Raw genomic sequence first — 21,991 nt, forward strand, 5'->3', positions numbered from 1 at the left:
ATTAAATCCTTAGAAAGGAGGTGATCCAGCCGCAGGTTCTCCTACGGCTACCTTGTTACGACTTCACCCTAATCATCTGTCCCACCTTAGACGGCTAGTTCCCCGAAGGGTTACATCACCGGCTTTGGGTGTTACAAACTCTCATGGTGTGACGGGCGGTATGTACAAGGCCTGAGAACGTATTCACCGTGGCATTCTGATCCACGATTACTAGTGATTCCAACTTCATGCAGGCGAGTTGCAGCCTGCAATCCGAACTGAGAACAGCTTTATGGGATTTGCTTGACCTCGCGGTTTTGCAACTCTTTGTACTGTCCATTGTAGCACGTGTGTAGCCCAGGTCGTAAGGGGCATGATGATTAGACGTCATCCCCGCCTTCCTCCGGTTTATCACCGGCAGTCTCACCAGAGTGCCCAACTGAATGCTGGCAACTGATAATAAGGGTTGCGCTCGTTGCGGGACTTAACCCAACATCTCACGACACGAGCTGACGACAACCATGCACCACCTGTCAATCTGTCCCCGAAGGGAACACCTAATCTCTTAGGCTAGCAGAAAGATGTCAAGACCTGGTAAGGTTCTTCGCGTAGCATCGAATTAAACCACATGCTCCACCACTTGTGCGGGCCCCCGTCAATTCCTTTGAGTTTCAACCTTGCGGTCGTACTCCCCAGGCGGAATGCTTAATGCGTTAGCTGCGGCACTAAAGGACGGAAATCCTCTAACACCTAGCATTCATCGTTTACGGCATGGACTACCAGGGTATCTAATCCTGTTCGCTACCCATGCTTTCGAGCCTCAACGTCAGTAACAGACCAGATAGCCGCCTTCGCCACTGGTGTTCTTCCATATATCTACGCATTTCACCGCTACACATGGAGTTCCACTATCCTTTTCTGCACTCAAGTTTCTTAGTTTCCAATGCACTTCTTCGGTTAAGCCGAAGGCTTTCACATTAGACTTAAAAAACCGCCTGCGCTCACTTTACGCCCAATAAATCCGGACAACGCTTGCCACCTACGTATTACCGCGGCTGCTGGCACGTAGTTAGCCGTGACTTTCTGGTTAGATACCGTCGAGATGTAAACAGTTACTCTTACACCTGTTCTTCTCTAACAACAGAGCTTTACGAGCCGAAACCCTTCATCACTCACGCGGCATTGCTTCATCAGACTTTCGTCCATTGTGAAAGATTCCCTACTGCTGCCTCCCGTAGGAGTCTGGACCGTGTCTCAGTTCCAATGTGGCCGATTACCCTCTCAGGTCGGCTACGTATCATCGCCTTGGTGAGCCATTATCTCACCAACTAGCTAATACGCCGCGGGTCCATCCAAAAGCGATAGCAGAGCCATCTTTCAAACATAAACCATGTGGTTTATGTTGTTATACGGTATTAGCATTTGTTTCCAAATGTTATCCCCTACTTCAGGGCAGGTTACCCACGTGTTACTCACCAGTTCGCCACTCGGTTAGGTCTTAAGTCAAATTGATGCAAGCACCAACTATCATTAAGGAAACCTCGTTCGACTTGCATGTATTAGGCATGCCGCCAGCGTTCGTCCTGAGCCAGGATCAAACTCTCATTTTAAAAATGAAAAGTTTAATACAAAGCTCTTCTTAAAATAATTAAAAACGAATTAACTTCGTTCGCATAAGTTTGTTTGTTTTATATAAATATAAAACACCTTACACATCTTAGGTTGTTTAAATATCTTGTTCAGTTTTCAAAGGTCTACGTCGTTGAGAAAATATCTCTCAACCACATCTATTTATACTATCACTATCATTAACGAAATGCAAGATAAAATTTAAATTATTTTAAAATAAATTCAATTAGCACATCGCTTAACTTCGCGACAACTAATAATATATTACTATTCACAGTAAATGTCAATAAGAAAAGGGAAAAATCATTAAATAATTTTTCCCTTTCTAATTTATATTAAATTTAAACTACTTAGTCACTCTGGCAAGGTAATAATGTTTCTTACCCTTTCTAACAACAACAAACTTGCCATCAAAATGTTTAGAAGGATCAACCGTAGCATTTATATCCTGAACTTTAATACCATTAATTCTAACTGCACCATTCTTAACGTCTTCTCTAGCCTGGCGTCTTGAAGGTTCAATCTTTGAAACATCAACTAACCAACGAACAATATCTAATGGTTTGCTATCAATTTCTACACTTGGCATGTGTTTAAAACCATGCTCAACTTCTTTGGTTGTTAAATCCTGAATATTACCGGAAAATAATGCTTTCGTGATATTTTGAGCTTCTCTAACCGCCTTTTCACCGTGGACAAACTTAGTAACTTCTTCGGCTAAACGACGTTGTGCAACCCGACGTTCAGGATGTTGCTTAGTCTGTTTAGCTAAATCGGCAATTTCATCTTGGCTCAAGAATGTAAAGTATTTCAAATATTTAATGACATCATTATCATCTTGATTAATCCAGAATTGATAAAATTCATATGGTGTTGTCTTTTCTGGATCTAACCAAACCGCACCACCAGCTGTTTTACCAAACTTGGTTCCATCAGATTTTAGCATCAATGGAATTGTTAATCCATATGCTTTAGCATCTGCACCTTCAACTTTATGAATCAAACTAATTCCGTCTGTAATATTCCCCCATTGGTCAGCTCCACCAATTTGAAGTTGAACCCCGTGGTTTTTATATAGATGTAAGAAATCAATTGATTGTAAAATTTGGTAGGTAAATTCAGTATATGAAATTCCACTCTTCAAACGACTCGCAACAATTTCTTTATTCAGCATTTCATTAACGTTAAACAATTTACCATCATCACGTAAGAAATCAATCAATGATAATTTGGATAACCAATCATAATTATTAACGATTGTAAACGAACCATCATTACCAAATAATTTTTCTAGTTGAGCAGTTAATGCTTTTTCATTATGCTTAACCTGGCCCATTGTCTGTAATTTTCGTTCAGATTTCTTGCCACTTGGATCACCAATCGATCCAGTTGCACCACCCACGATAATAAATGGATGGTATCCTGCCATTTGAAATCGTTTTAAAATCATAAAGGGAATTAAATGACCAACATGCATGCTATCACCCGTTGGATCAATTCCAGCATATAAGCCAATTTTTTTATGATCGACTAAGTCCTTTAAACCGTCAGCATCGGTCTCTTGATTAATGGCACCACGCCATTTTAATTCATCAATAATGTCCATTCGAATCCTCCTAAAAATTATATTTAAGAATCAAAGGGTTAATTAGTAATATTATAGGTATAATCAGACTTTAATTCAACTTTAATTCAATATTAAAAGCCAAAATTTATTTGTGTGTACTTATTATATAAAATATAATTGAGTAGTAAATATTATTAATTAATAGTAAAATAATTTTATTACCTGGTTTAGGCAATCTTGTGGTATTGTGTAAATTGATTACACAGTAACCTGATTGTGTTATTTAACTGTACATTAATTCTATAAGGAGGAAAAATTTTATATGTGGTTTTTGGAAGTGGTCAACGATTTCATCATCGGCTACCCCATTTTTGTATCAATCATATGGATAACCGGATGTATTTTCGGAATGATCTATCGAAACAAATATGAAAAGCCATCGAAAACGCTTAAGAAGCGTCCACTTGTTTCAATTTTAGTTCCTGCCCATAATGAACATGACACTTTGCAAAGTGCTGTCGATTCTATTTCTAAATTAAATTACAAAAATTTTGAATTAGTTTTAATAGATGATAAAAGTTCTGATGATACTTTACGAATTATGGGAAAAATTAAACGGGAATATTCTAAATTATTTCCAATCAAAATCGTTAAAATTCCGGTAAATCAAGGTAAAGCAAATGCAATGAATCAAGGAAGCAAGCATGCAGACGGTGAATACATTATGGGAATTGATGCTGATTCGATTTTAGACCGCAATTCACTCAATATTATTGTTGACGAATTAAATCGTCATCCGGATGTCGGTGCGGTTGCCGGAAAGCCGGTCGTTAGAAACCGAACAACTGTTTTAGGACGACTACAATTACTAGAATACGTTGGTGTAATTGACATCATTAAAAAAGCTCAATCATTCATTACTGGCAGAATTACTACTGTTTCCGGTGTCATCGTTGGTTTCAGAAAAAAGGCCATCCAAGATGTCCACGGTTGGAACCCTAAGGTTATGACCGAGGATATTGACATCACATGGCGTTTATACCGTCACAATTGGGAGGTTAGGTACGACCCGAATATTGTCTGCTGGATTTTAGTTCCTGAAAATATCAAAAATCTAATCAAGCAACGTCGCCGTTGGGCTCGTGGTGGTTTAGAAGTACTTTTCAATAATCGTGACATGTTGCTTCACGGTGCCATTAGTGAAAGATTATTATTAACTGAAACAATTGTTAGTGATGTTTGGGCCATTCTAACCACTCTAAGTACCATTTCTTATGTTTTCAGTTTGTTCACTGTCCATGCCGTTCAATTAGATGGTGATGTTCTATTAGTGCTCCTATTAATCAGTTGCCTTCAATTTTTAATTGGATTCTTTTCATCAAGAAAAAATGCATACATGCAATTTGTTGACCTATTATTAGTTCCAATCTACGTTATTTTTTATTGGATGATTAACTTAATTAGTTGCATTGCTGCCATTATATCTTTCATATTAGATCCTCAGCATATTGGGACATGGCGAAGTCCAGATCGGGGGCGTTAATTAATGGATCAAAGGAAAAAATACGTTGTCAGAAAGCCTAATAGTATTTTAAAAACGATTTTACATTTAATCTCATTTGCCATTTTATGGGCATTTGTGATTTTTATTATTTTTATTAATTTAGGTTTTATCTTTGGATATTATAGCGACACAATGGTCAGTTTTTACCTCGTTCTAAATTTAGATAAGGTATTATATACCAAACTAATTTTAGCCCTAATTACCCTGATTGTAATTATGGTAATTTACTGTCTCTTTCGATTCAGACATTTACGGAGGAATAGGAAATGAAGCGAAGTACTCGTAAAATTTTAGTTTGGATTGGTGCGATTATCGTCGTGATTGGATTAAGTTTTGCTATCAAACAAAATGTTCAATACGATAAAGGTGGTAACGAAAACTACGCTTTAGATCGTAAAAGTGAAGCTCAAAAAAATGGGATCTTAGTATTTTGTTACCATCGGGTATTACAAAATACCCCAGGGGTTCAAATTGCTCGGGCCCTATCAAATAATTCTCAACTTCATGATTTTGAAGTACCACTTAACCAATTCAAATCTCAAATGAAATTTTTAAAACAACACCACATTAAAGTTATTTCAAGTGCAGAAATGGTTAAAATGGTGAATGGTCATAAACCAATCAAGGGTAAATATGCCGTTCTATCATTTGATGATATTGATGTTACGACCGTTGAAAATGCAATCCCGGTCATGCGTAAATACCACTATCCATTTACCACGTTTGTTATTACAGGTAATACCGGTAGATACCGTGAAGGAACCCAACTAGCTACCTGGCCCGAAATTCAAAGAAGTAAACGTTTAAGTGGTAATTTAATGACATTAGGTTTGCATACTAATAATATGCATTACTTAACACCACAATTAATCCCAATCTTTAATTTACCGCAAAATTACCATCGTTTTACGGTCGATTTTGGAATTAGCAAAAAAACGATGTATAAGAAGATGAAAGTCCACTCCAATAGTTTTGCTTACCCTTATGGTGGTGGAACCAATCGAACCAATGATTTCTTGCATTCACAGCATTTATCATGGGTTGCAACACTTGACGGTGGGGTTATCACCAAAAAGACCAATTTACAATATACACCAAGAATGATTATCAATAGCAATTCTTGGCCAAGTATTGCTCATTGGTATGAAAAGAAATAATAACTATTTATCAAATAAAAAGGAGCACTTGAATGATTTAACATTCAAGTGCTCCTTTTTGATGATTAAGAATAATCAAGTTATTCATCTAACTTAGTCTTGTTAGTCATGTTTAACTTATCATCAAAATCATAGACAACTGGTTCACCAGTCTTCATTTCAAGGTTCATAATATCATCATCACTGATGTCTTCAATGTACTTACTTAAAGCACGAAGAGAATTACCATGGGCAGCAATAACAATATTTTTACCATCTAATAATTTAGGTGCAATTTGGTCTTCCCATAATGGCATAACACGTTCTAAAGTAACCTTTAAGTTTTCACCACGTGGTACTAATTTAGGATCTAAATCAGCATAACGACGGTCATCGTTAGCAGCGTTCTTATCACCTGGTTTAACTAATGGAGGTAGTGTATCGTAAGAACGACGCCAGATATGAACTTGTTCACTACCGTATTTTTCAGCAGTAGCTTTCTTATTCAAAGTCTGTAAAGCACCATAATGACGTTCATTTAAACGCCATGTCTTAGTTTCTGGAACCCATAATTGGTCAGATTCTTCTAAAACATAGTGTAAGGTCTTGATTGCACGGGTTAAGACAGAAGTATAAGCATAATCGAATTGTAAGCCAGCTTTTTTAACTAATTTACCGGCAGTTTTTGCTTCTTCAACTCCCTTGTCACTTAAATCAACATCAACCCATCCAGTGAATTGATTGGACAAATTCCATTTACTTTGTCCATGACGAATTAATACAAGTTTAGACATATTTTAAACCTCTTTCTTATTAGAAATTCATTACAATTCTACACCAAAAATGAATTTTTTTCAGCATTTGAAACTAAATCCATCAAAATCATTTCTTCAATTTATGAACATCTAGGATATCCAGGAAGAAAGTGAATACCGGGACGGAGACAATTAATCCCCAGCCACCAAATATTTTCTCACCAATCAATAGAACAATAAAAGTATAGAAAATTGGTAATTCAGTTTTAGATGACATGAATTTTGGATTTAAAACGTAAGCTTCCAATGCGTGTACAACGGCAATCATAATTACTAGGTAGATAATATACTGGAACCCACCAACTGAATATCCAATAATGGATAATGGAATCAGTGAAATAATTACCCCAGCAACTGGAACCAAACTTAGGAAAAAGACCATCAACGATAGAATTGCTAGTTGTGGCATCTTCATAAAGCCCATGACAACCGTTGTAATAATCGTATTACAAATTGCAATAAAGAATTGAGCTTCTAATACGACCCCAAAAGTTTTAATAAAGATTTTAGCAAAGTGTAAAACATCTTGGAAGAACCAACCAAATTCACTATTCAAAAATTGTTTAGAAAATTTAGCTAACTGGTTCTCTTCTAAGGTAAAGAAGAAACTCAATAGAACGGACATAAAGACTGAAATGCCCACTGATCCAATGTTACTAATGTAATCGACAATGGTATCAATACTGGTCTTTAGCCCCGTCATAATACTTGATTTGTATTTATCAACATAGTTAAGGACCCACTTAGCTGTCTTGTCATCTGGCACTTGATTTTGGTAAAAATCAAGGACGGAATTGGTGGCAATGACCGCCTGATGAGCAATCACCGGAATGTAATTGACAACTAAAGCTACAATTCCAAAAATAATCAGCAGATAAATAATGATCACCAAAATGGGAGCTGGAATCCTAATCCGCTTTCTAATGGCCTGAACCAACCTGGTAACTAATAATGTAAAAATAAAAGTTAGCAGGATTGTATTCATCATATCGCGGAATAAGTACAGGATTAAAATTAAGAAAAGCAAGACGCAGTAACGTCTCAATTTTATATTTTGTAAAAACTGATGCCAAACTTTCAATCTCATTCCTCCTTAATTTAATTTATTGAAATGATTTAGGATGTGCCTTCACATAACTATAAATTGATTTATGATGTTGAGCAGCCTGTCTAATGATGACGCGAACATCTTGATCACTTAATGAGCCGGCTTCAACCCCAGCCTTTTGAATTAATTTTCTAGCATCTAAAACTTGGTCTTTATTAATTTCATCACTGGTTCTTGAATTTTTATTAGATGATTTAGATTTATTTTGATTGCCAGATAAATGATCATCTAACAATTTATCGTTAAACGATGAGTTGGTACTTTGATTTAATTTTCCACTAAGCATTTGATCGTTAAATTTCTTTAACCGTTTGACTTGATTCCGAATCTTTGTGTAGTACGATTCCTTTAAAGTTGAATCATTTAACAATTGATTCACAATCGATTGAGATTCCCTTAATTTATGGTCATGACTATCGTCAGCGGCTTGTTGATAAATGCCTAGGAAACGATCTTCATTATCTTGAATCGTACTAATTTCCCTTAATTTATGATTAGAATATTGGTACAAAAGATCGGAGCCACCAATAATGTTAGAAGCACGCTGGTACCCATTTTTAGCACGTGTAAAATCATGCTTTTCAAAGGCATCTTTAGCAGCAACGTACGCTTGGGTCTGCCTAAGCAAAGTTAACGCATTATGATTATTTTGCCCTTCTTTTGAAACATTCTGAAATGCCGTCTCAGCCAACGTATAATTATGATTGGAAATCTGAACTTGACCATTTTCGATTGCATTATAATAGGCCCTTTGATTCTGATTATGTTGATGAATAATAAAACCACCGCAAAGACAGAAAATAGCAACAATGGCAATGGAAATCAAAGCTTTTTTCACAACTATTCCTCCTAGATCGGATTAATTAATATATATTATTATACCATTTTAGTTAATCTTAAATTGAAAATAAATCTTACAAATTATATTTTATAAAGTGTATAATGACAAATATAGTTATTTAATAAGGAAGGATTAAACATATGTTTGAAAAAACTTTTTATAAAGAATTTTTAAAACACAGCTTTAACATCCCCATTAAGGTTAATTACTGGGATGGTAAGACCGATGTTTACGGAGATGGTAAGCCACAAGCGACAATTACATTTAAAGAACCCGTCCCCATTAAGGATATTCAAAGGAATGCTTCCCTTAGCTTAGGTGAAGCTTATATGGATGGCAAGATTGAAGTTGATGGCAGCATCGAGGATTTAATTGATTCTGCATACACCCAATCAACCAGTTTCATGCGAAATCACAAATTCATCCAGTGGTTACCAAAAGCGGGTAAACATACTGCTAAAGCAGATAAAGAAGATATCCAAAAGCATTATGATATTGGAAATGATTTTTATCGTCTATGGTTAGATAAGACCATGACCTATTCATGTGCTTATTGGGAACACCCAGATGACAGCTTATATGATGCCCAAATTCAAAAGGTTGATCATATTTTAGCTAAATTACATCCACAACCAAACAGAACCCTTTTAGACATTGGTTGTGGTTGGGGTACCTTAATGTTAAGGGCAGCTAAGAAATACCACTTAAAAGTTGTTGGTGATACCCTTAGTCAAGAACAATACGATTACGTTAAAAAAGAAATTAAAGATCAAGGATTAGAAGACGTTGCCGATGTTCGATTGGAAGATTATCGAAAATTAGGTGATGTTCATTTTGATTATATTACATCGGTCGGAATGTTCGAACACGTTGGTAAGGATAATTTAGACGGCTACTTTAACTGTGTCTACAAATATTTAAAACCAAACGGGATTGCCTTAATTCATGGAATTACAAGACAGCAAGGTGGTGCCACTAATGCCTGGATCAACAAGTACATCTTCCCTGGTGGTTATGTTCCTGGTTTATCAGAAAACATTCAACACATCATCGATAATCACATGCAGATTGCTGATTTAGAATCATTAAGAAGGCATTACCAAAGAACATTAGAACACTGGGATCAAAACTTTAGGGCTAAAATTCCAGAAGTTAAAAAAATGTTCGATGAACGCTTCATCCGCATGTGGGACATGTATCTCCAAGCATGTGCTGGTTCATTCAAGGCTGGTAACATCGACGTTATGCAATATTTAATTACCAAAGGTGCTTCTGGTCATAATTTACCAATGACCCGTGATTATATGTATAAAGATTAATCAAAAATCATGATCTAATGGCTAATAAAAAACCGCTTCGATTAAACACTCAACGATTAGCTGGGTGCCTTTTCGAAACGGTTTTTCTTTTATTTACACAAAAAAAGACAGTGCAAAAATTGCAATTAAACCTCCAATAACTGACAATGCCATTGAACGGGTCCAATAAGCAATTCCTAAAACGATGGCAGACGCAATTAAATCCGGCAATTTGCCACTAACTGAAAAGGTATAATTTTTAGTAATTACAATATCCTTGACGACTAACGAAGTAAAAAGTGCAATCGGAACGTACTTCATCCACTCATTAAACCACGTTGGGATCCTTCGATTTCTAAAGAAGGATAAGGGGATAAACCTTGGTAATAATGCAACTAAAAAGCCACAAAGTACCAATAAGAGATGTGTTGTCGCATTCCATTTCATAAAAAAGCTCCTATTACATTACAATTAATTTTCTTTTGGCGTTCCGGCCGGGTTCTTGAAGGTTTTCAAAGCGTTACTCTTTGGATGCCGATTTCTAAGGTAATTCTCCAGTGCAAAACCAATTAATGACGATATCACGGTTGAAATGATCAATCCCAGTGTCGATTTCATTAAGACCATAAAAACAATTGATAGACCGATTGAAATGACACAAATCAATAATTTCATCATACTCTTCAATTGCATCATGATCATATAAAGGAATAAAGCAGTTAAAGCAAAATTTACAAGGGATAAATCAATTTTCAATGCACTTCCGATGAAACTCCCAATTAAGTTACTAATCGTCCAGAAAAGGACAGAATAATGTTCAACGTTCAATGCATCTTTAGGTGTCCATTTCTTATCGGTCGAAAATTTTAGATAATTAATAGCATAGTTTTCATCATTTAATGAAACGGCAAAGAAAAATGTAAATCGATCACTTTGACCCTGCAGATACTTTGAAAGACTAGAACCCAAGAGTGCATACCTTAACTCTAGGAAAAATAGCATCAAAATGACCGAATAAAATGGTGAAGAGATTAAAAGCATTGAAGCAATCAAAAATTGTGCTCCACCAGAAAAAACCAAAATTGAAACTAAAATTGTCAATAAATGGTTAAAACCAGCAGCATGCAGTAAGATTCCGCAAGCCGTCCCAATTGGAATATAACTTAGGTTAAGTGGCATTGATACCCTTAGATCCTTCAACCACATTGGGTAATTATCATTTAACATCCGTTTCGACAAATAAATTCCTCCATCTAAAATGACATCCAAAAAACTTCATTCATAGTTTATTATATGAAAAAAGTTGAAAATAACAAAGATTATTTCCAACTTTTTTCACAAATTTAAAATAAATTTGTGATACTTCGCCATAGTCCAGCCCAAAAACCAATTTTAGAAACCGATTTTGAAGCGACCATTGGCAAATTATTCATTTCACTTTGATCAACAAATTTTAATGGGACCCGGTTAGATAAAAATTGCATCTTTCCAATTTTTTGGCCAGCATTAATGGGTGCATTAACCCCGTTACCAGATTTTAAACCACGGTTAATAACAAGCCTGCTATCAACCGAACTGTTTTTTGGAATCCAATACTGTCTGATTCCACTAGGCTTGACGTTCAAGCGGTCCTGATCCCCACCGGAAACACCAACTGATTTAACTGGCAATTGAGTGTGTTCAGTATATTTCAAGTAACGGTAATGACTATAGACGTAATTAACCATTTTTTTAGTTTCGGTGAAACGGGCTGGATCGTACATATAGGCATTGGGTGCATGGAGAATAACGGTAATAATCCTTCGGCCGTTTTTCTTCATTGTCCCCGTAAAGGCACCTCCAGTGGCATCTGATGTCCCAGTTTTTAAACCATCCATTGGCATGTTCTTTTGATAGGCTTTGTTATGAGGAAGCATTAAATCCCCACTATTCAAGTTGGTATTGTCATAATATAATTTTGAAATCGAGGTTGTTTTTAAAATATAAGGATACTTGCTTAATAATTTTTTAGCGATAATTGCCATGTCAGAAGCAGAAAGTTCATTTTCACTATTAGAATTGACATTGGATTCACCAAGTGAACCTAATTCACCGTTAGTTAATCCACAAGCATTGTATAGTTTAGCATCACGGATACCTAAGGCTTTCGCCTGTTTTCTCATCAAACCAACGAATTTCTGGGGTGTCCCGGCAACTTCCTTTGCAAGTGCCAAAGCAGCATCGTTAGCAGAACCAACGATAGCAGCTCGATATAAGTCATAAACACTGTATTTTCCGCCGACTTTTAATGGAACATTGACGTAGTCCCGAGCAGAACTAAAACGAGCAAGTGCCGGTGTTATTTTGATATCCTGGCTCCATCTTAATTGACCGGCATTAATTTTTTGTAGAACAATGTAGATGGTAAGCAATTTAGTCATAGAAGCAATTGGCAACGCTTGATGAATATTTTTGCCGTATAGAATTTGACCCGTCTTCGCATCAATTGTAATTCCAGACTTAGCATTAATATTTGGTTGCATTTCTTGATTCTGGGCCTGATTTAATCCCGAACCATTGACGTCAGCTAGGGCAGAAAGTGGTATCACTAATACCATGGTTAAACTAACTACTACTAACCCCAAGCGTTTCACTAAACTTTTCATTCTCATAATCCTTCTTTTCTAAATTGGCTTATATCTAAAATCATAACAGAAATTTAATCTTAAAAACATATCAAAATCAAAAAAGGTTAGCCAATTAATATATTCAATATTAATTGGCTAACCTTAAATTAATCTTAATTCATTTTAATCGCGATTATAGTTAGGAGCCTGTTTGGTAATTTGAACGTTATGAGGATGGGATTCAATCAAACCGGCATTAGAAATTCTTACGAACTGAGCCTTTTCAATTAAATCAGGAATAGTTGCGGCACCAGTATATCCCATTCCGGATCTTAAGCCACCGACCATTTGGTAAATAATGCGTTTAACACTACCCTTATAGTCAACTCGGCCTTCAATCCCTTCTGGAACTAACTTCTTAGCTTCGTTCACTTCACCTTGGAAGTATCTATCAGCAGAACCATGTTCCATCGCACCAACACTGCCCATACCACGATAAGACTTGTATTTCTTACCATGATCTTCAAAGGTTTTACCAGGTGCTTCATCAGTTCCAGCTAACATATCACCCATCATAACGGCAGAACCACCAGCTGCTAATGCTTTGACAGCATCACCAGAGTATTTAATTCCACCATCAGCAATGATTGGCTTATGCCATTTTCTAGCAACGGTTGCAGCGTCATAAACAGCTGATAATTGTGGAACACCAACACCAGCAACGACCCTGGTAGTACAAATTGAACCAGGTCCAATTCCAACCTTAACAACATCAACGCCAGCTTCGAATAAAGCATTAGTTCCTTCACCGGTGGCAACGTTACCAGCAATCAATGTTTTGTGTGGGAATTTTTGTCTAATTTCCCTTACTTTTCTTAAAACGCCAGCTGAGTGTCCATGGGCAGTATCAATGATAATAACATCAGCACCAGCATTGAATAATGCTTCGGCACGTTTAAAAGTATCATTAGTAACACCAACGGCAGCAGCAGCAAGCAAATGATTATTGGCATCAACAGCTGCATTCGGATTCTTCTTTGAATCCTTTTCAACTGCTTTGACCTTAGCAACTTCCTTTGCTTGTTGATCAATCAACATATTCTTGTGAATCACGCCTAAACCACCAAGGTTGGCCATGGCAATTGCCATCTTAGATTCAGTGACGGTATCCATACTAGCACTCATAAATGGAACGTTTAACTTCAAATTATCAGCTAGTTTAGTGCTAACATCAACTTGATTCGGCAAAACGTTACTAGCGGCAGGAATTAATAATGCATCGTCAAAAGTAATTCCACGTTTAGCAAATTTGGTATCCCAGTTCGACATACTTAACAGCACTCCTTATTTGATTTAGTTAAATAAAAACATACCAAAAAAAAATGAGCTGGTCAATCATCAGTCCATTTTTTTATTTATTTTTAATAATCAAGCCACTTTTATCATCAAATTATTATCTACGACGATTACCAAAAATACTGTTCACGTCATATTTAATATTAATATAAAATGCTGCGGCAACGGCAATCAATCCAATGATAATATTAACCATTGGTGGCAATTCTGGATTTAAACTAATTGGCAAGAGAACCGTTGCATAGAAAATCACAATCCAAATGGCGAATAATCCAATCATTTCTAGGAACCGAATGATTCCAGAAGTTTTATACTTCACATTCGGTAGAAACAACGATGTGATTTTTGGCATCCCTAATCCAGCAGCAATTGCCGGCAAGAAGATTGTCAAAAAGCCACCGTTTTTAGATTCCGCCGGATTTTTGATTGCAATGGATGAGAATCCATAAATCAAAGCAAAGACAGCCAAAAAGACAAAGAAGTTATAGATGGCATTCGGCCAATAATTCTTTTTCATGTCGGCTGGTTTCGGCTTCGGGTGTAAAATTGCTTGCAAATGATCCTGGACGGAACCGTACAAATTCTTAGCAGTTTGACCAGTCTTTTGAGCATTTAACAGTTCATCAACCATCTGTTTCACAATCGTTGTCTTCTGTTCAGGTGATAATTTCGAATCGGCTTGGCCAAGTCCACGGTTAAAACGAAAGACAAAGTCAGCATTTCTCTTCGTCAGGCCCAGATCATCAAAAGATGCCCGTTCATTGCTGGCAGAAGAAGATTCATGGTGTTGCTTGACACTAGCGTTATGTTGTCTTATTTCTTCATCCTTATTCATAAATTCGACCCTTCCAATTTAAACGTTAAATCTAAAGTTGACGATATCGCCATCGTGCATTACGTAATCCTTACCTTCGACATGTAATTTACCGGCATCTTTAACTGCCTGTTCACTACCTAACTTGTCTAAGTCATCAAAAGCAATAATTTCAGCACGGATGAAGCCACGTTCAAAATCAGAATGAATGATTCCAGCAGCTTGAGGAGCTTTGGTGCCCTTCTTATATGTCCAGGCCTTCGTTTCAGGGCCACCAGCAGTGAAGTATGTTTCTAAGCCTAATAGTTTGTATGAAGCCCTGATCAATTTATTCAAACCAGGCTCTTTAACCCCTTCGGCAGCCAAGAATTCCTTCTTGTCTTCATCAGGCATTTCAGCAATTTCTTCTTCCGTTTCAGCCGCAATTCCAATGGCTTGAGCACCATGATCATCAGCATACTTTTTGACTGCTTGGAAGTACTTATCTTGACTTGGGTCCGCCATACTGGATTCAGCAATGTTAGCAACGTATAAAGTCGGCTTTGATGTTAATAGGAATTCACCCTTTAAAATCTTCTTTTGGTCATCATCTAAATCAACTTCTCGCGCAGCACCACCCTTTTCTAAAACGGGTTTTACTTTTTCTAAAACGGTTAATTCAGCCTTAGCAGCTTTGCCGGCTTTATCGTTTCCCTTAGCGGCACGTTGAACTTTGCCAATCCGTTTATTAACTGAATCTAAATCAGCAATACTTAATTCCAAATTAATGGTTTCAATATCTTCAACCGGATCGACTTTGCCAGTTACAGAAGTAATGTTACCGTCATCAAAAGCACGGACAACGTGAATGATGGCATCAGTTTGGCGAATATTTTCTAAGAACTTGTTACCTAATCCTTCACCCTTGCTGGCACCCTTAACGATTCCGGCAATATCAGTAAATTCAAAGGTAGTCGGAACAATTTTTTTAGATGGGATAATTTCATTAATTCGGTCTAAACGCTTGTCAGGAACTTCAACCATGCCAACGTTTGGCTTAATGGTAGCAAATGGATAGTTCGCCATCTCTGCTCCGGCGTTTGTAATTGCGTTAAATAGGGTTGACTTACCAACGTTTGGTAATCCAACAATTCCTGCTGTTAATGACATACAATTTCCACTCTCTTTCTAATTAATTCATTTTATATTATTGATTTTCTTGTTCAGAATCAGATTTCTGCAAGACTTTTTTCATCTTTTTTTCAAAACGGTGACGGCTAAGCATCACAATGTGATTGCATTTAGTACATTGAATCTTAATGTCTGCTCCCATTCGGATAATTTCCCAACGGTTAGCACCACATGGATGTGGTTTTTTCATTTCAACAATATCATGAAGTCCATACATTGTGATTCCTCCCTAGTTAATATGTAACAACTTTAAAATCCGGTCTAAATCATCTTTTGATTTATAGTTAATCTCAATTTTTCCATGTCCACGGCGATTATTGATGGAAACCTTGGTCTTCAAATGGTCTTCCAACATTTCTTCGTGGGCAATCATTGCTGGCGACTTCCGCTTTTTAGCAGTCCTTTTCTTCGGATGATGATTCAACTGATCAATCTCTGTTTGAATCTCGCGAACGGTCAAAGCTTTATTAGCAACTTTTCTAGCTAACTTCACAAGGTCATCCTTATTATGAATTGATAGTAAGGTCCTTGCTTGCCCCATTGAAAGCTGTCGTTTTTCAAGCATCTCTTTCACTTCGTTCGGCAACCCCAAAAGCCGTAAATAATTAGCGATGTAGGATCTGCTCTTGCCCAATCGTTTTGAAACTTCAGATTGGGTAATATCTAGTTTAGTCATCAAAGTATTGTAAGCTTCAGCTTCCTCTAGTGGTGTTAAATTTTCCCGCTGGAGATTTTCCATCACGGCAATTTCCATCATTTGAGGATTAGTGGCTGCCCTTACAATTGCTGGGATTGATTTGCGGTTCGCTTTTTTAGACGCTCTAAAACGACGTTCACCAGCAATAATTTCATATTTATCAGCCTTTGGTTTTAATTTACGAACGATAATGGGTTGAAAAACACCATTTTTCTTAATCGATCTCGTTAAGTCATCCAAAGCCTGTGCATCAAATTTCAAGCGGGGCTGATATGGATTCGGAATTAATTTGGTTAATGGAATTTCAATCACATTTTCATCGATATTATTTTCACTAACTTGATTATCAGCAAATAATGCTTCAATTCCGCGCCCCAAACCTTTTTTATTTGCCATGAGCAGCTAGCACTTCTTTCGTTAGTTCTTTGTATACAATTGCACCCTTAGATTTCGGGGCATAGTCACCGATTGGGACCCCATGGCTGGGGGCTTCAGATAGGCGGACATTCCTAGGAATAACGGTCTTATAAACTGCATCCTTAAAATATTTTCGAACCTGCTCATTGACCTGTTTACCGAGATTAGTCCTTGCATCGTACATCGTTAGTAGAACCCCTTCAACTTTCAATTCGGGGTTGAAATGCTTTCTAACCAACCTAATGGTATTCAATAATTGGCTCAAGCCTTCCAAAGCATAGTATTCACTTTGAACCGGAATTAAGATCGAGTTACTAGCGGTAAAGGCATTGATTGTAATTAAGCCCAGTGAAGGTGGGCAATCAATTAAAATGTAATCGTATTGGTCACTAACCTTGGCTAAGGCTTCCTTCAGGCGCGTTTCGCGTGCCATTTGCGGCGTTAATTCAACATCAGCGCCTGATAACTGAATGGTTGCTGGAACCACGTCCAGTCCCTTATGAGAAGACTTCAAAATAACGTTTTTTAGTGGTTCTTCATTGACTAAAACATCGTACATATCCTTTTGAATATGTGATTTTTCAATGCCAACCCCACTGGTTGCATTTCCTTGGGCATCGGCATCGATTAACAATACTTTTTTGCCAAAGTCGGATAAATTAGCGCCCAAATTGATGGCCGTCGTGGTCTTACCGACACCACCCTTTTGGTTCGCGAGTGAAATAATCTGGACCATTAAATTCCCTCCTCACTTATTGATTTTGATGTTCACCGATTGGTTTTTTATTTGGTGTTCCCGCTTTTCTGGGATACGTTTTCGGTGTTTTTTTAATCTTTTTAACCACGACAATGTGGCGATCATCGTGTGAAGACGGCAACTGCAAGAATTGATTCAAAGTAATTTGACCACCCAAACGTTGAATCGCAGTTTGGCCATTTTTCAATTCTTCATCGGTCTTCATTGATTTTAAAGCAACCATTCGACCGCCAATCTTTACGAGTGGCAAACATAGTTCACTTAAAACACTCATGCGGGCAACCGCCCTTGCAGTAACAATATCAAAACTTTCACGGTACTTCGAACGCTTACCACCAAATTCTTCTGCCCGGGCATGCTTCAAAGTGACGTTTGATAAATGTAAATCCGATACCAAATCTTCTAAGAATTTAATCCGTTTATTCAAAGAATCGATAATGACAACGTGTAGCTTTGGAAATAAAATTTTAAGCGGTAGTGATGGAAAGCCCGCACCGGAACCAACATCACAAATACTTAGTGGTTCATCCTGCAATGATTTAACGTAAAAAGCCGGTGTAATCGAATCATAAAAATGTTTTAAATAAACATCGTTTTCTTCAGTAATCGTTGTTAAGTTCAAATGCTTGTTAGTTTCAACTAACATTTGATAGTAACGACTGAATTGATTTAATTGATGATCATCGATTGCAATGCCATGCTGCTTTAATAATTTTTGAAATTGTTCTGGGTTCATATTAACGACTCCTAGCCGTGAAACTTTTTGTTTCACACATAGTTATATTTTAACATATTATACTATAATAGAAATAAACAGATTAAGGATTTAATCTAAACTAAATTGAATAGGAAGGTTTCACTTTGAAAAAGCAATTCAAACGATTTTCACCATATTTAATTTTTATTGTTGTCGCGTTATTAGTTTTGCTACCACAGATTACGACTAAGTCATTTTTAGCCGGTGACGATTCATTCTTTCACATGAATCGTTTTTATGACGCTGCGATGCAAATCAAGACTGGTAAGTTCAACTACTTCCAAACTAATTTTGGATTTCAGCAGACCGGTCGAATCATCAATGCATTGTATGGTCCCATTTTTGCATATCTAAATGGATTATTGCTTCTGATTATGCACGGCTGGATCCGGTATGAAATTGCCAGTTCATTTCTGATTTTGGTTGGCAGTGCCAGCATTATGGATTGGGTTGGCAGAAAACTAAATTTAAGTTCTGGCATGAGCTTTTTGATTGGTATTTTATATATGCTATCCAACCCAATCAATGCCTGGGTCTTCAGCCAGCAGTTCACTGGCTGGGGAGCAATGCTAATGCCAATACTATTGTTAGCTGGAATTAAAATGGTTCAAAATGGCGACGTTAAAGTCCTAACGCTTGCCATTCCAATGTCCTTACTGTTGCAAGTCCACGTCTTGAGCAGTCTCATCGGTGTGTTAGCATTAATTCCATTCTTCATCGCGGGATTAATCAAATCCGAGCATCGAACGTTAATGGTTAAACACGTTAGTTTAGCGGTTATCTTAACGATCCTATTAACCGGTAACATTTGGTCGGCCCTCTTGGATGTTATGGGGTCCAACCACCTAATGCCTGTCTTTCCAGTCTTTGATATGGATGCTCAAGCTATCGGTTTTCAATCGTACGCATTGCATAACGTTTTAAACCCTGCTTACATTTTCATCGTTATTTTAATCATCTTAATCCTCGTCTTAAACTGGCGAAAACTAGCGTTCCCATTCAAAGTTACTTCATCCGTCGGAATTTTTTTCATCTGGTTATCGTCATCATTATTTCCATGGAATACACTTGCCAAGATTTTCCCAAGCATTTCAGATACGATTCAATTTCCTAAACGGTTCATCGCCGTTGGACTATCACTACTATTACTATCAATTGGCTACTTTTTAACTAACTTTAAATTAATCCAACGAAAACAATTGTTTACCATTGTAATTGCATTAATAATGGTTGCACCATTAATTGATTTTAATGCAAAATTAAATGCCGGTGTCAGTACCTGGCAGTCATCAAGTGTTATCCCAAAATATAACATTTTAATGGTCTACGCAAAAAATCGGGCCCATTTACGACACGACTACCAGTCAAGAAAATTAACGCGGGTCTTAAATGCAGTCGTTAAACCATCACCTGATTATTTACCGATCAAACACCCGCTAGCAGCTAATCAATACACTGCATTCAGGCCCTACCACCTCACCCACTACACTTTAGTGAAAGCTAATCATCACCTGAAACATTATCGAGTCCATGTCAAAAGCAATGGTGAACTAGCAGTTAAATGGTATAATCCTAATCAAACAAGCCGGCAGCGGGTTCAACTAATTAAATACCGGCATTCTGTCATCAAGGAAAATGGCAAGCGCCTACACCATGTTAAAACTAACCAAATTGGGGTAATGACATTAACATCTAAGCACGGGTGGAATCACGTTACACTTGCCTACCAACCAAGAAAAATCTTTATATTCGCATCACTAGCAGCGTTGTGCTCATGGTTAATTATGCTAGGCTTCGTTATTATCAGAAAATTTAAGCAAAATTAATTGAATAAAACACCAAAAAACGGGACCGTCAAAACGACGGCCCCGTTTTTTATAACCGGTTTAACTATTCGGCTGTTTTAATTCATAAAGGATGTGCTTATAAAGCAAGCGCCCATCCAAAATATTCGTATGTTCAGCCACCTTCGTATAATGAGTGCTCAAGAAGCGTTGGGCAAACGGCGTAATATTACTATTCGTAAAGTGACTATGATGCCGTTTTAAGCTCTTCATGTACGTAATAACCACGAACTGGTCCTTTTCATCTTCTAATTGAGATAGTTGACCTATCCGCATTGGCTTATACGCATGCATGTTATTTTGGATATAAAACTTGGTGTTCGGCAACGTCTGCGTTGAAGTAAAAATCCCGGTATCCATCGAACCAAAGTTTAAAATTGTAGGATTATCGGTGGTGGAATCATGTAAAATAATCCTAGCAAACTGGTTTTGGAATGACTCGTTTGTTTTACCGCTGGCGTCGACGTACGGATTATTCGGGAACAGACGACTGTAAATAAATTCATTGTTGTTCACTGGAATCAGCATCATTGCAATCACGAAAACAAATGTTGATACAATTGCTAACGAAAGCCCCTTGATCTTCGTCAATTGTTTAATCAAAACTGCTAATAACAAAGTGAAGAAGACCATGTAAGATGCCATTGCAAAGTAATAGTAGACATAATTATTACTAACGTAGGTCGTAATGACAACATCTGAAATGAAGCCTAGTGCTAATGCGCCCTTCGCGTTCCAGTTGAACTCCCTGATGAAGAACATGAAGATAACACCAATTAATAGGATAATGACATATTTATCCCAATCATGATTATATGATGAAATGCGCATCAGGTACGATTTAACCTGGGTAAATAAAGAGGCCGTCTTGTGATAATAATTTAAATTCAAATAAAAGTAGACGTGCAGCATCGCTCTAAATGAACGAAATGCGATAAAGTAAATAAAGAGCGGAATCGTAATCGTTATGAACCCTAAGAAGGCATCCCGCACCATGATCAATGCCCGCTTGAACTCTTTTTTAATCAGCAAATAAATTCCGATATACAGGAAACAGCCAATCCATAAACCAAGGATCGTGTACTTACTCCAAAAAATCAGGGCAACAAAAATCCCCTGCCAATAAGCATCCCAGTGTGAAAAATGAAATCCAGGGTGCTGGATAATTTTATAAATGGTCACTAATGCCATCGGCAGCATAAATTCTTCCACTAAATCACCATTAATAAAAATCGTGTTGTTAAAGGTAAACGGAATGAACAAGAACGTACTGGCATAGCTGATCAATTTATTTTTAACCACAAAATTAATGATTTTTTGAACAAATAACAAATCGATAAACAAAGCTAAAGCTTCAAAAATATAAAGCCCTAAGCCACTATGATTACTAATGATAGCAGCAAAAGTATGCAAAATATAAATCACCGGACCACGTTGATCAAATAAGTAGCGGTATGGCATCATCCCGTGCAACATTCCCCGGCCAATTGTGAACATATCGTTCGTGTCCCAGGAGTTATTGGCTTGAAACATGGGGGAAGCGGTTGTCATAAATAGCATGGCAATAAAACTGACGACTAATAGCCATAGATAGTAATATCCATTGGCCTTAATTTCTTTTCTCATTTTATTCATC

The 21,991-nt window shown here is 37.1% G+C and carries 19 protein-coding genes and 1 rRNA gene; 4 read left to right on the forward strand and 16 right to left on the reverse strand.

Going from position 1 to position 21,991, the window contains the following annotated elements:
• Positions 1-13 precede the first annotated feature (13 nt).
• Together WR164_RS06440 and tyrS are read right to left on the reverse strand one after the other, a co-directional pair.
• A 16S ribosomal RNA gene (locus tag WR164_RS06440) occupies positions 14-1,589 on the reverse strand.
• 365 nt (positions 1,590-1,954) lie between these two features.
• Positions 1,955-3,214 (reverse strand): tyrosine--tRNA ligase, encoded by a 1,260-nt coding sequence (tyrS, locus tag WR164_RS06445; protein WP_286136700.1) that lies wholly within the window; start codon positions 3,212-3,214, stop codon positions 1,955-1,957.
• A 283-nt stretch (positions 3,215-3,497) separates the two neighbouring features.
• On the opposite strand from tyrS, the gene WR164_RS06450 reads away from it, so the two are divergent.
• Together WR164_RS06450 and WR164_RS06455 are read left to right on the forward strand one after the other, a co-directional pair.
• Positions 3,498-4,718 (forward strand): glycosyltransferase, encoded by a 1,221-nt coding sequence (locus tag WR164_RS06450; protein ID WP_309297711.1) that lies wholly within the window; start codon positions 3,498-3,500, stop codon positions 4,716-4,718.
• Between the two features lie 287 nt (positions 4,719-5,005).
• A complete protein-coding gene (locus tag WR164_RS06455; RefSeq protein WP_286136701.1) occupies positions 5,006-5,896 on the forward strand; it encodes a polysaccharide deacetylase family protein in 891 nt (296 codons plus the stop codon).
• Between the two features lie 80 nt (positions 5,897-5,976).
• Here WR164_RS06455 and WR164_RS06460 read toward each other — a convergent pair whose 3' ends face one another.
• From WR164_RS06460 to WR164_RS06470, 3 genes are all read right to left on the reverse strand, one after another.
• Complete coding sequence (locus WR164_RS06460) at positions 5,977-6,669, reverse strand: 2,3-diphosphoglycerate-dependent phosphoglycerate mutase (RefSeq protein ID WP_286136702.1); 693 nt, start codon at positions 6,667-6,669, stop codon at positions 5,977-5,979.
• An 88-nt stretch (positions 6,670-6,757) separates the two neighbouring features.
• The gene (locus WR164_RS06465) at positions 6,758-7,771 is read right to left on the reverse strand and encodes an AI-2E family transporter (RefSeq protein ID WP_286136703.1); all 1,014 of its coding nucleotides are present in this window, start codon (positions 7,769-7,771) and stop codon (positions 6,758-6,760) included.
• 22 nt (positions 7,772-7,793) lie between these two features.
• Positions 7,794-8,636 carry a hypothetical protein gene (locus WR164_RS06470; RefSeq protein ID WP_286136704.1) on the reverse strand — a complete coding sequence of 281 codons (843 nt, stop codon included), beginning with the start codon at positions 8,634-8,636 and terminating at the stop codon, positions 7,794-7,796.
• 143 nt (positions 8,637-8,779) lie between these two features.
• Between WR164_RS06470 and WR164_RS06475 the strand changes: the two genes are divergently transcribed.
• A complete protein-coding gene (locus WR164_RS06475; protein WP_286136705.1) occupies positions 8,780-9,958 on the forward strand; it encodes a class I SAM-dependent methyltransferase in 1,179 nt (392 codons plus the stop codon).
• Between the two features lie 93 nt (positions 9,959-10,051).
• Here WR164_RS06475 and WR164_RS06480 read toward each other — a convergent pair whose 3' ends face one another.
• The 10 genes from WR164_RS06480 to rsmG form a co-directional block, all read right to left on the reverse strand.
• Positions 10,052-10,384 carry an AzlD domain-containing protein gene (locus WR164_RS06480; protein ID WP_286136707.1) on the reverse strand — a complete coding sequence of 111 codons (333 nt, stop codon included), beginning with the start codon at positions 10,382-10,384 and terminating at the stop codon, positions 10,052-10,054.
• Between the two features lie 24 nt (positions 10,385-10,408).
• Positions 10,409-11,164 (reverse strand): AzlC family ABC transporter permease, encoded by a 756-nt coding sequence (locus WR164_RS06485; protein ID WP_286136919.1) that lies wholly within the window; start codon positions 11,162-11,164, stop codon positions 10,409-10,411.
• A 116-nt stretch (positions 11,165-11,280) separates the two neighbouring features.
• Positions 11,281-12,582, reverse strand: coding sequence for a D-alanyl-D-alanine carboxypeptidase family protein (locus WR164_RS06490; RefSeq protein ID WP_286136708.1), 1,302 nt, complete (start codon positions 12,580-12,582; stop codon positions 11,281-11,283).
• Positions 12,583-12,726: 144 nt separating this feature from the next.
• Positions 12,727-13,872: an IMP dehydrogenase gene (gene guaB / locus WR164_RS06495; protein WP_286136709.1), complete on the reverse strand. Its 1,146-nt coding sequence runs from the start codon at positions 13,870-13,872 to the stop codon at positions 12,727-12,729.
• A 124-nt stretch (positions 13,873-13,996) separates the two neighbouring features.
• Positions 13,997-14,734 (reverse strand): DUF1129 family protein, encoded by a 738-nt coding sequence (locus WR164_RS06500; RefSeq protein WP_286136710.1) that lies wholly within the window; start codon positions 14,732-14,734, stop codon positions 13,997-13,999.
• A gap of 18 nt (positions 14,735-14,752) precedes the next feature.
• A complete protein-coding gene (gene ychF, locus WR164_RS06505; protein WP_286136711.1) occupies positions 14,753-15,862 on the reverse strand; it encodes a redox-regulated ATPase YchF in 1,110 nt (369 codons plus the stop codon).
• Positions 15,863-15,899: 37 nt separating this feature from the next.
• Positions 15,900-16,100, reverse strand: a complete 201-nt coding sequence (locus WR164_RS06510; protein WP_286136712.1) for a DUF951 domain-containing protein — start codon at positions 16,098-16,100, stop codon at positions 15,900-15,902.
• Between the two features lie 12 nt (positions 16,101-16,112).
• Positions 16,113-16,976: a ParB/RepB/Spo0J family partition protein gene (locus WR164_RS06515; RefSeq protein WP_286136713.1), complete on the reverse strand. Its 864-nt coding sequence runs from the start codon at positions 16,974-16,976 to the stop codon at positions 16,113-16,115.
• Positions 16,966-17,733, reverse strand: coding sequence for a ParA family protein (locus WR164_RS06520; protein ID WP_286136714.1), 768 nt, complete (start codon positions 17,731-17,733; stop codon positions 16,966-16,968). Before WR164_RS06520 ends, WR164_RS06515 begins: the two co-directional genes overlap by 11 nt.
• A 16-nt stretch (positions 17,734-17,749) precedes the next feature.
• Positions 17,750-18,490 carry a 16S rRNA (guanine(527)-N(7))-methyltransferase RsmG gene (gene rsmG / locus WR164_RS06525; RefSeq protein ID WP_286136715.1) on the reverse strand — a complete coding sequence of 247 codons (741 nt, stop codon included), beginning with the start codon at positions 18,488-18,490 and terminating at the stop codon, positions 17,750-17,752.
• A gap of 125 nt (positions 18,491-18,615) precedes the next feature.
• On the opposite strand from rsmG, the gene WR164_RS06530 reads away from it, so the two are divergent.
• A complete protein-coding gene (locus WR164_RS06530) occupies positions 18,616-20,337 on the forward strand; it encodes a putative glycosyltransferase family protein (protein ID WP_286136716.1) in 1,722 nt (573 codons plus the stop codon).
• A gap of 60 nt (positions 20,338-20,397) precedes the next feature.
• On the opposite strand, the gene WR164_RS06535 is transcribed toward WR164_RS06530, so the two are convergent.
• Positions 20,398-21,981 (reverse strand): glycosyltransferase family protein, encoded by a 1,584-nt coding sequence (locus WR164_RS06535; RefSeq protein ID WP_286136718.1) that lies wholly within the window; start codon positions 21,979-21,981, stop codon positions 20,398-20,400.
• Between the last annotated feature and the right edge of the window lie 10 nt (positions 21,982-21,991).

The organism is Philodulcilactobacillus myokonensis (assembly GCF_027923585.1).
Classification (GTDB): Bacteria; Bacillota; Bacilli; order Lactobacillales; family Lactobacillaceae; genus Philodulcilactobacillus; species Philodulcilactobacillus myokonensis.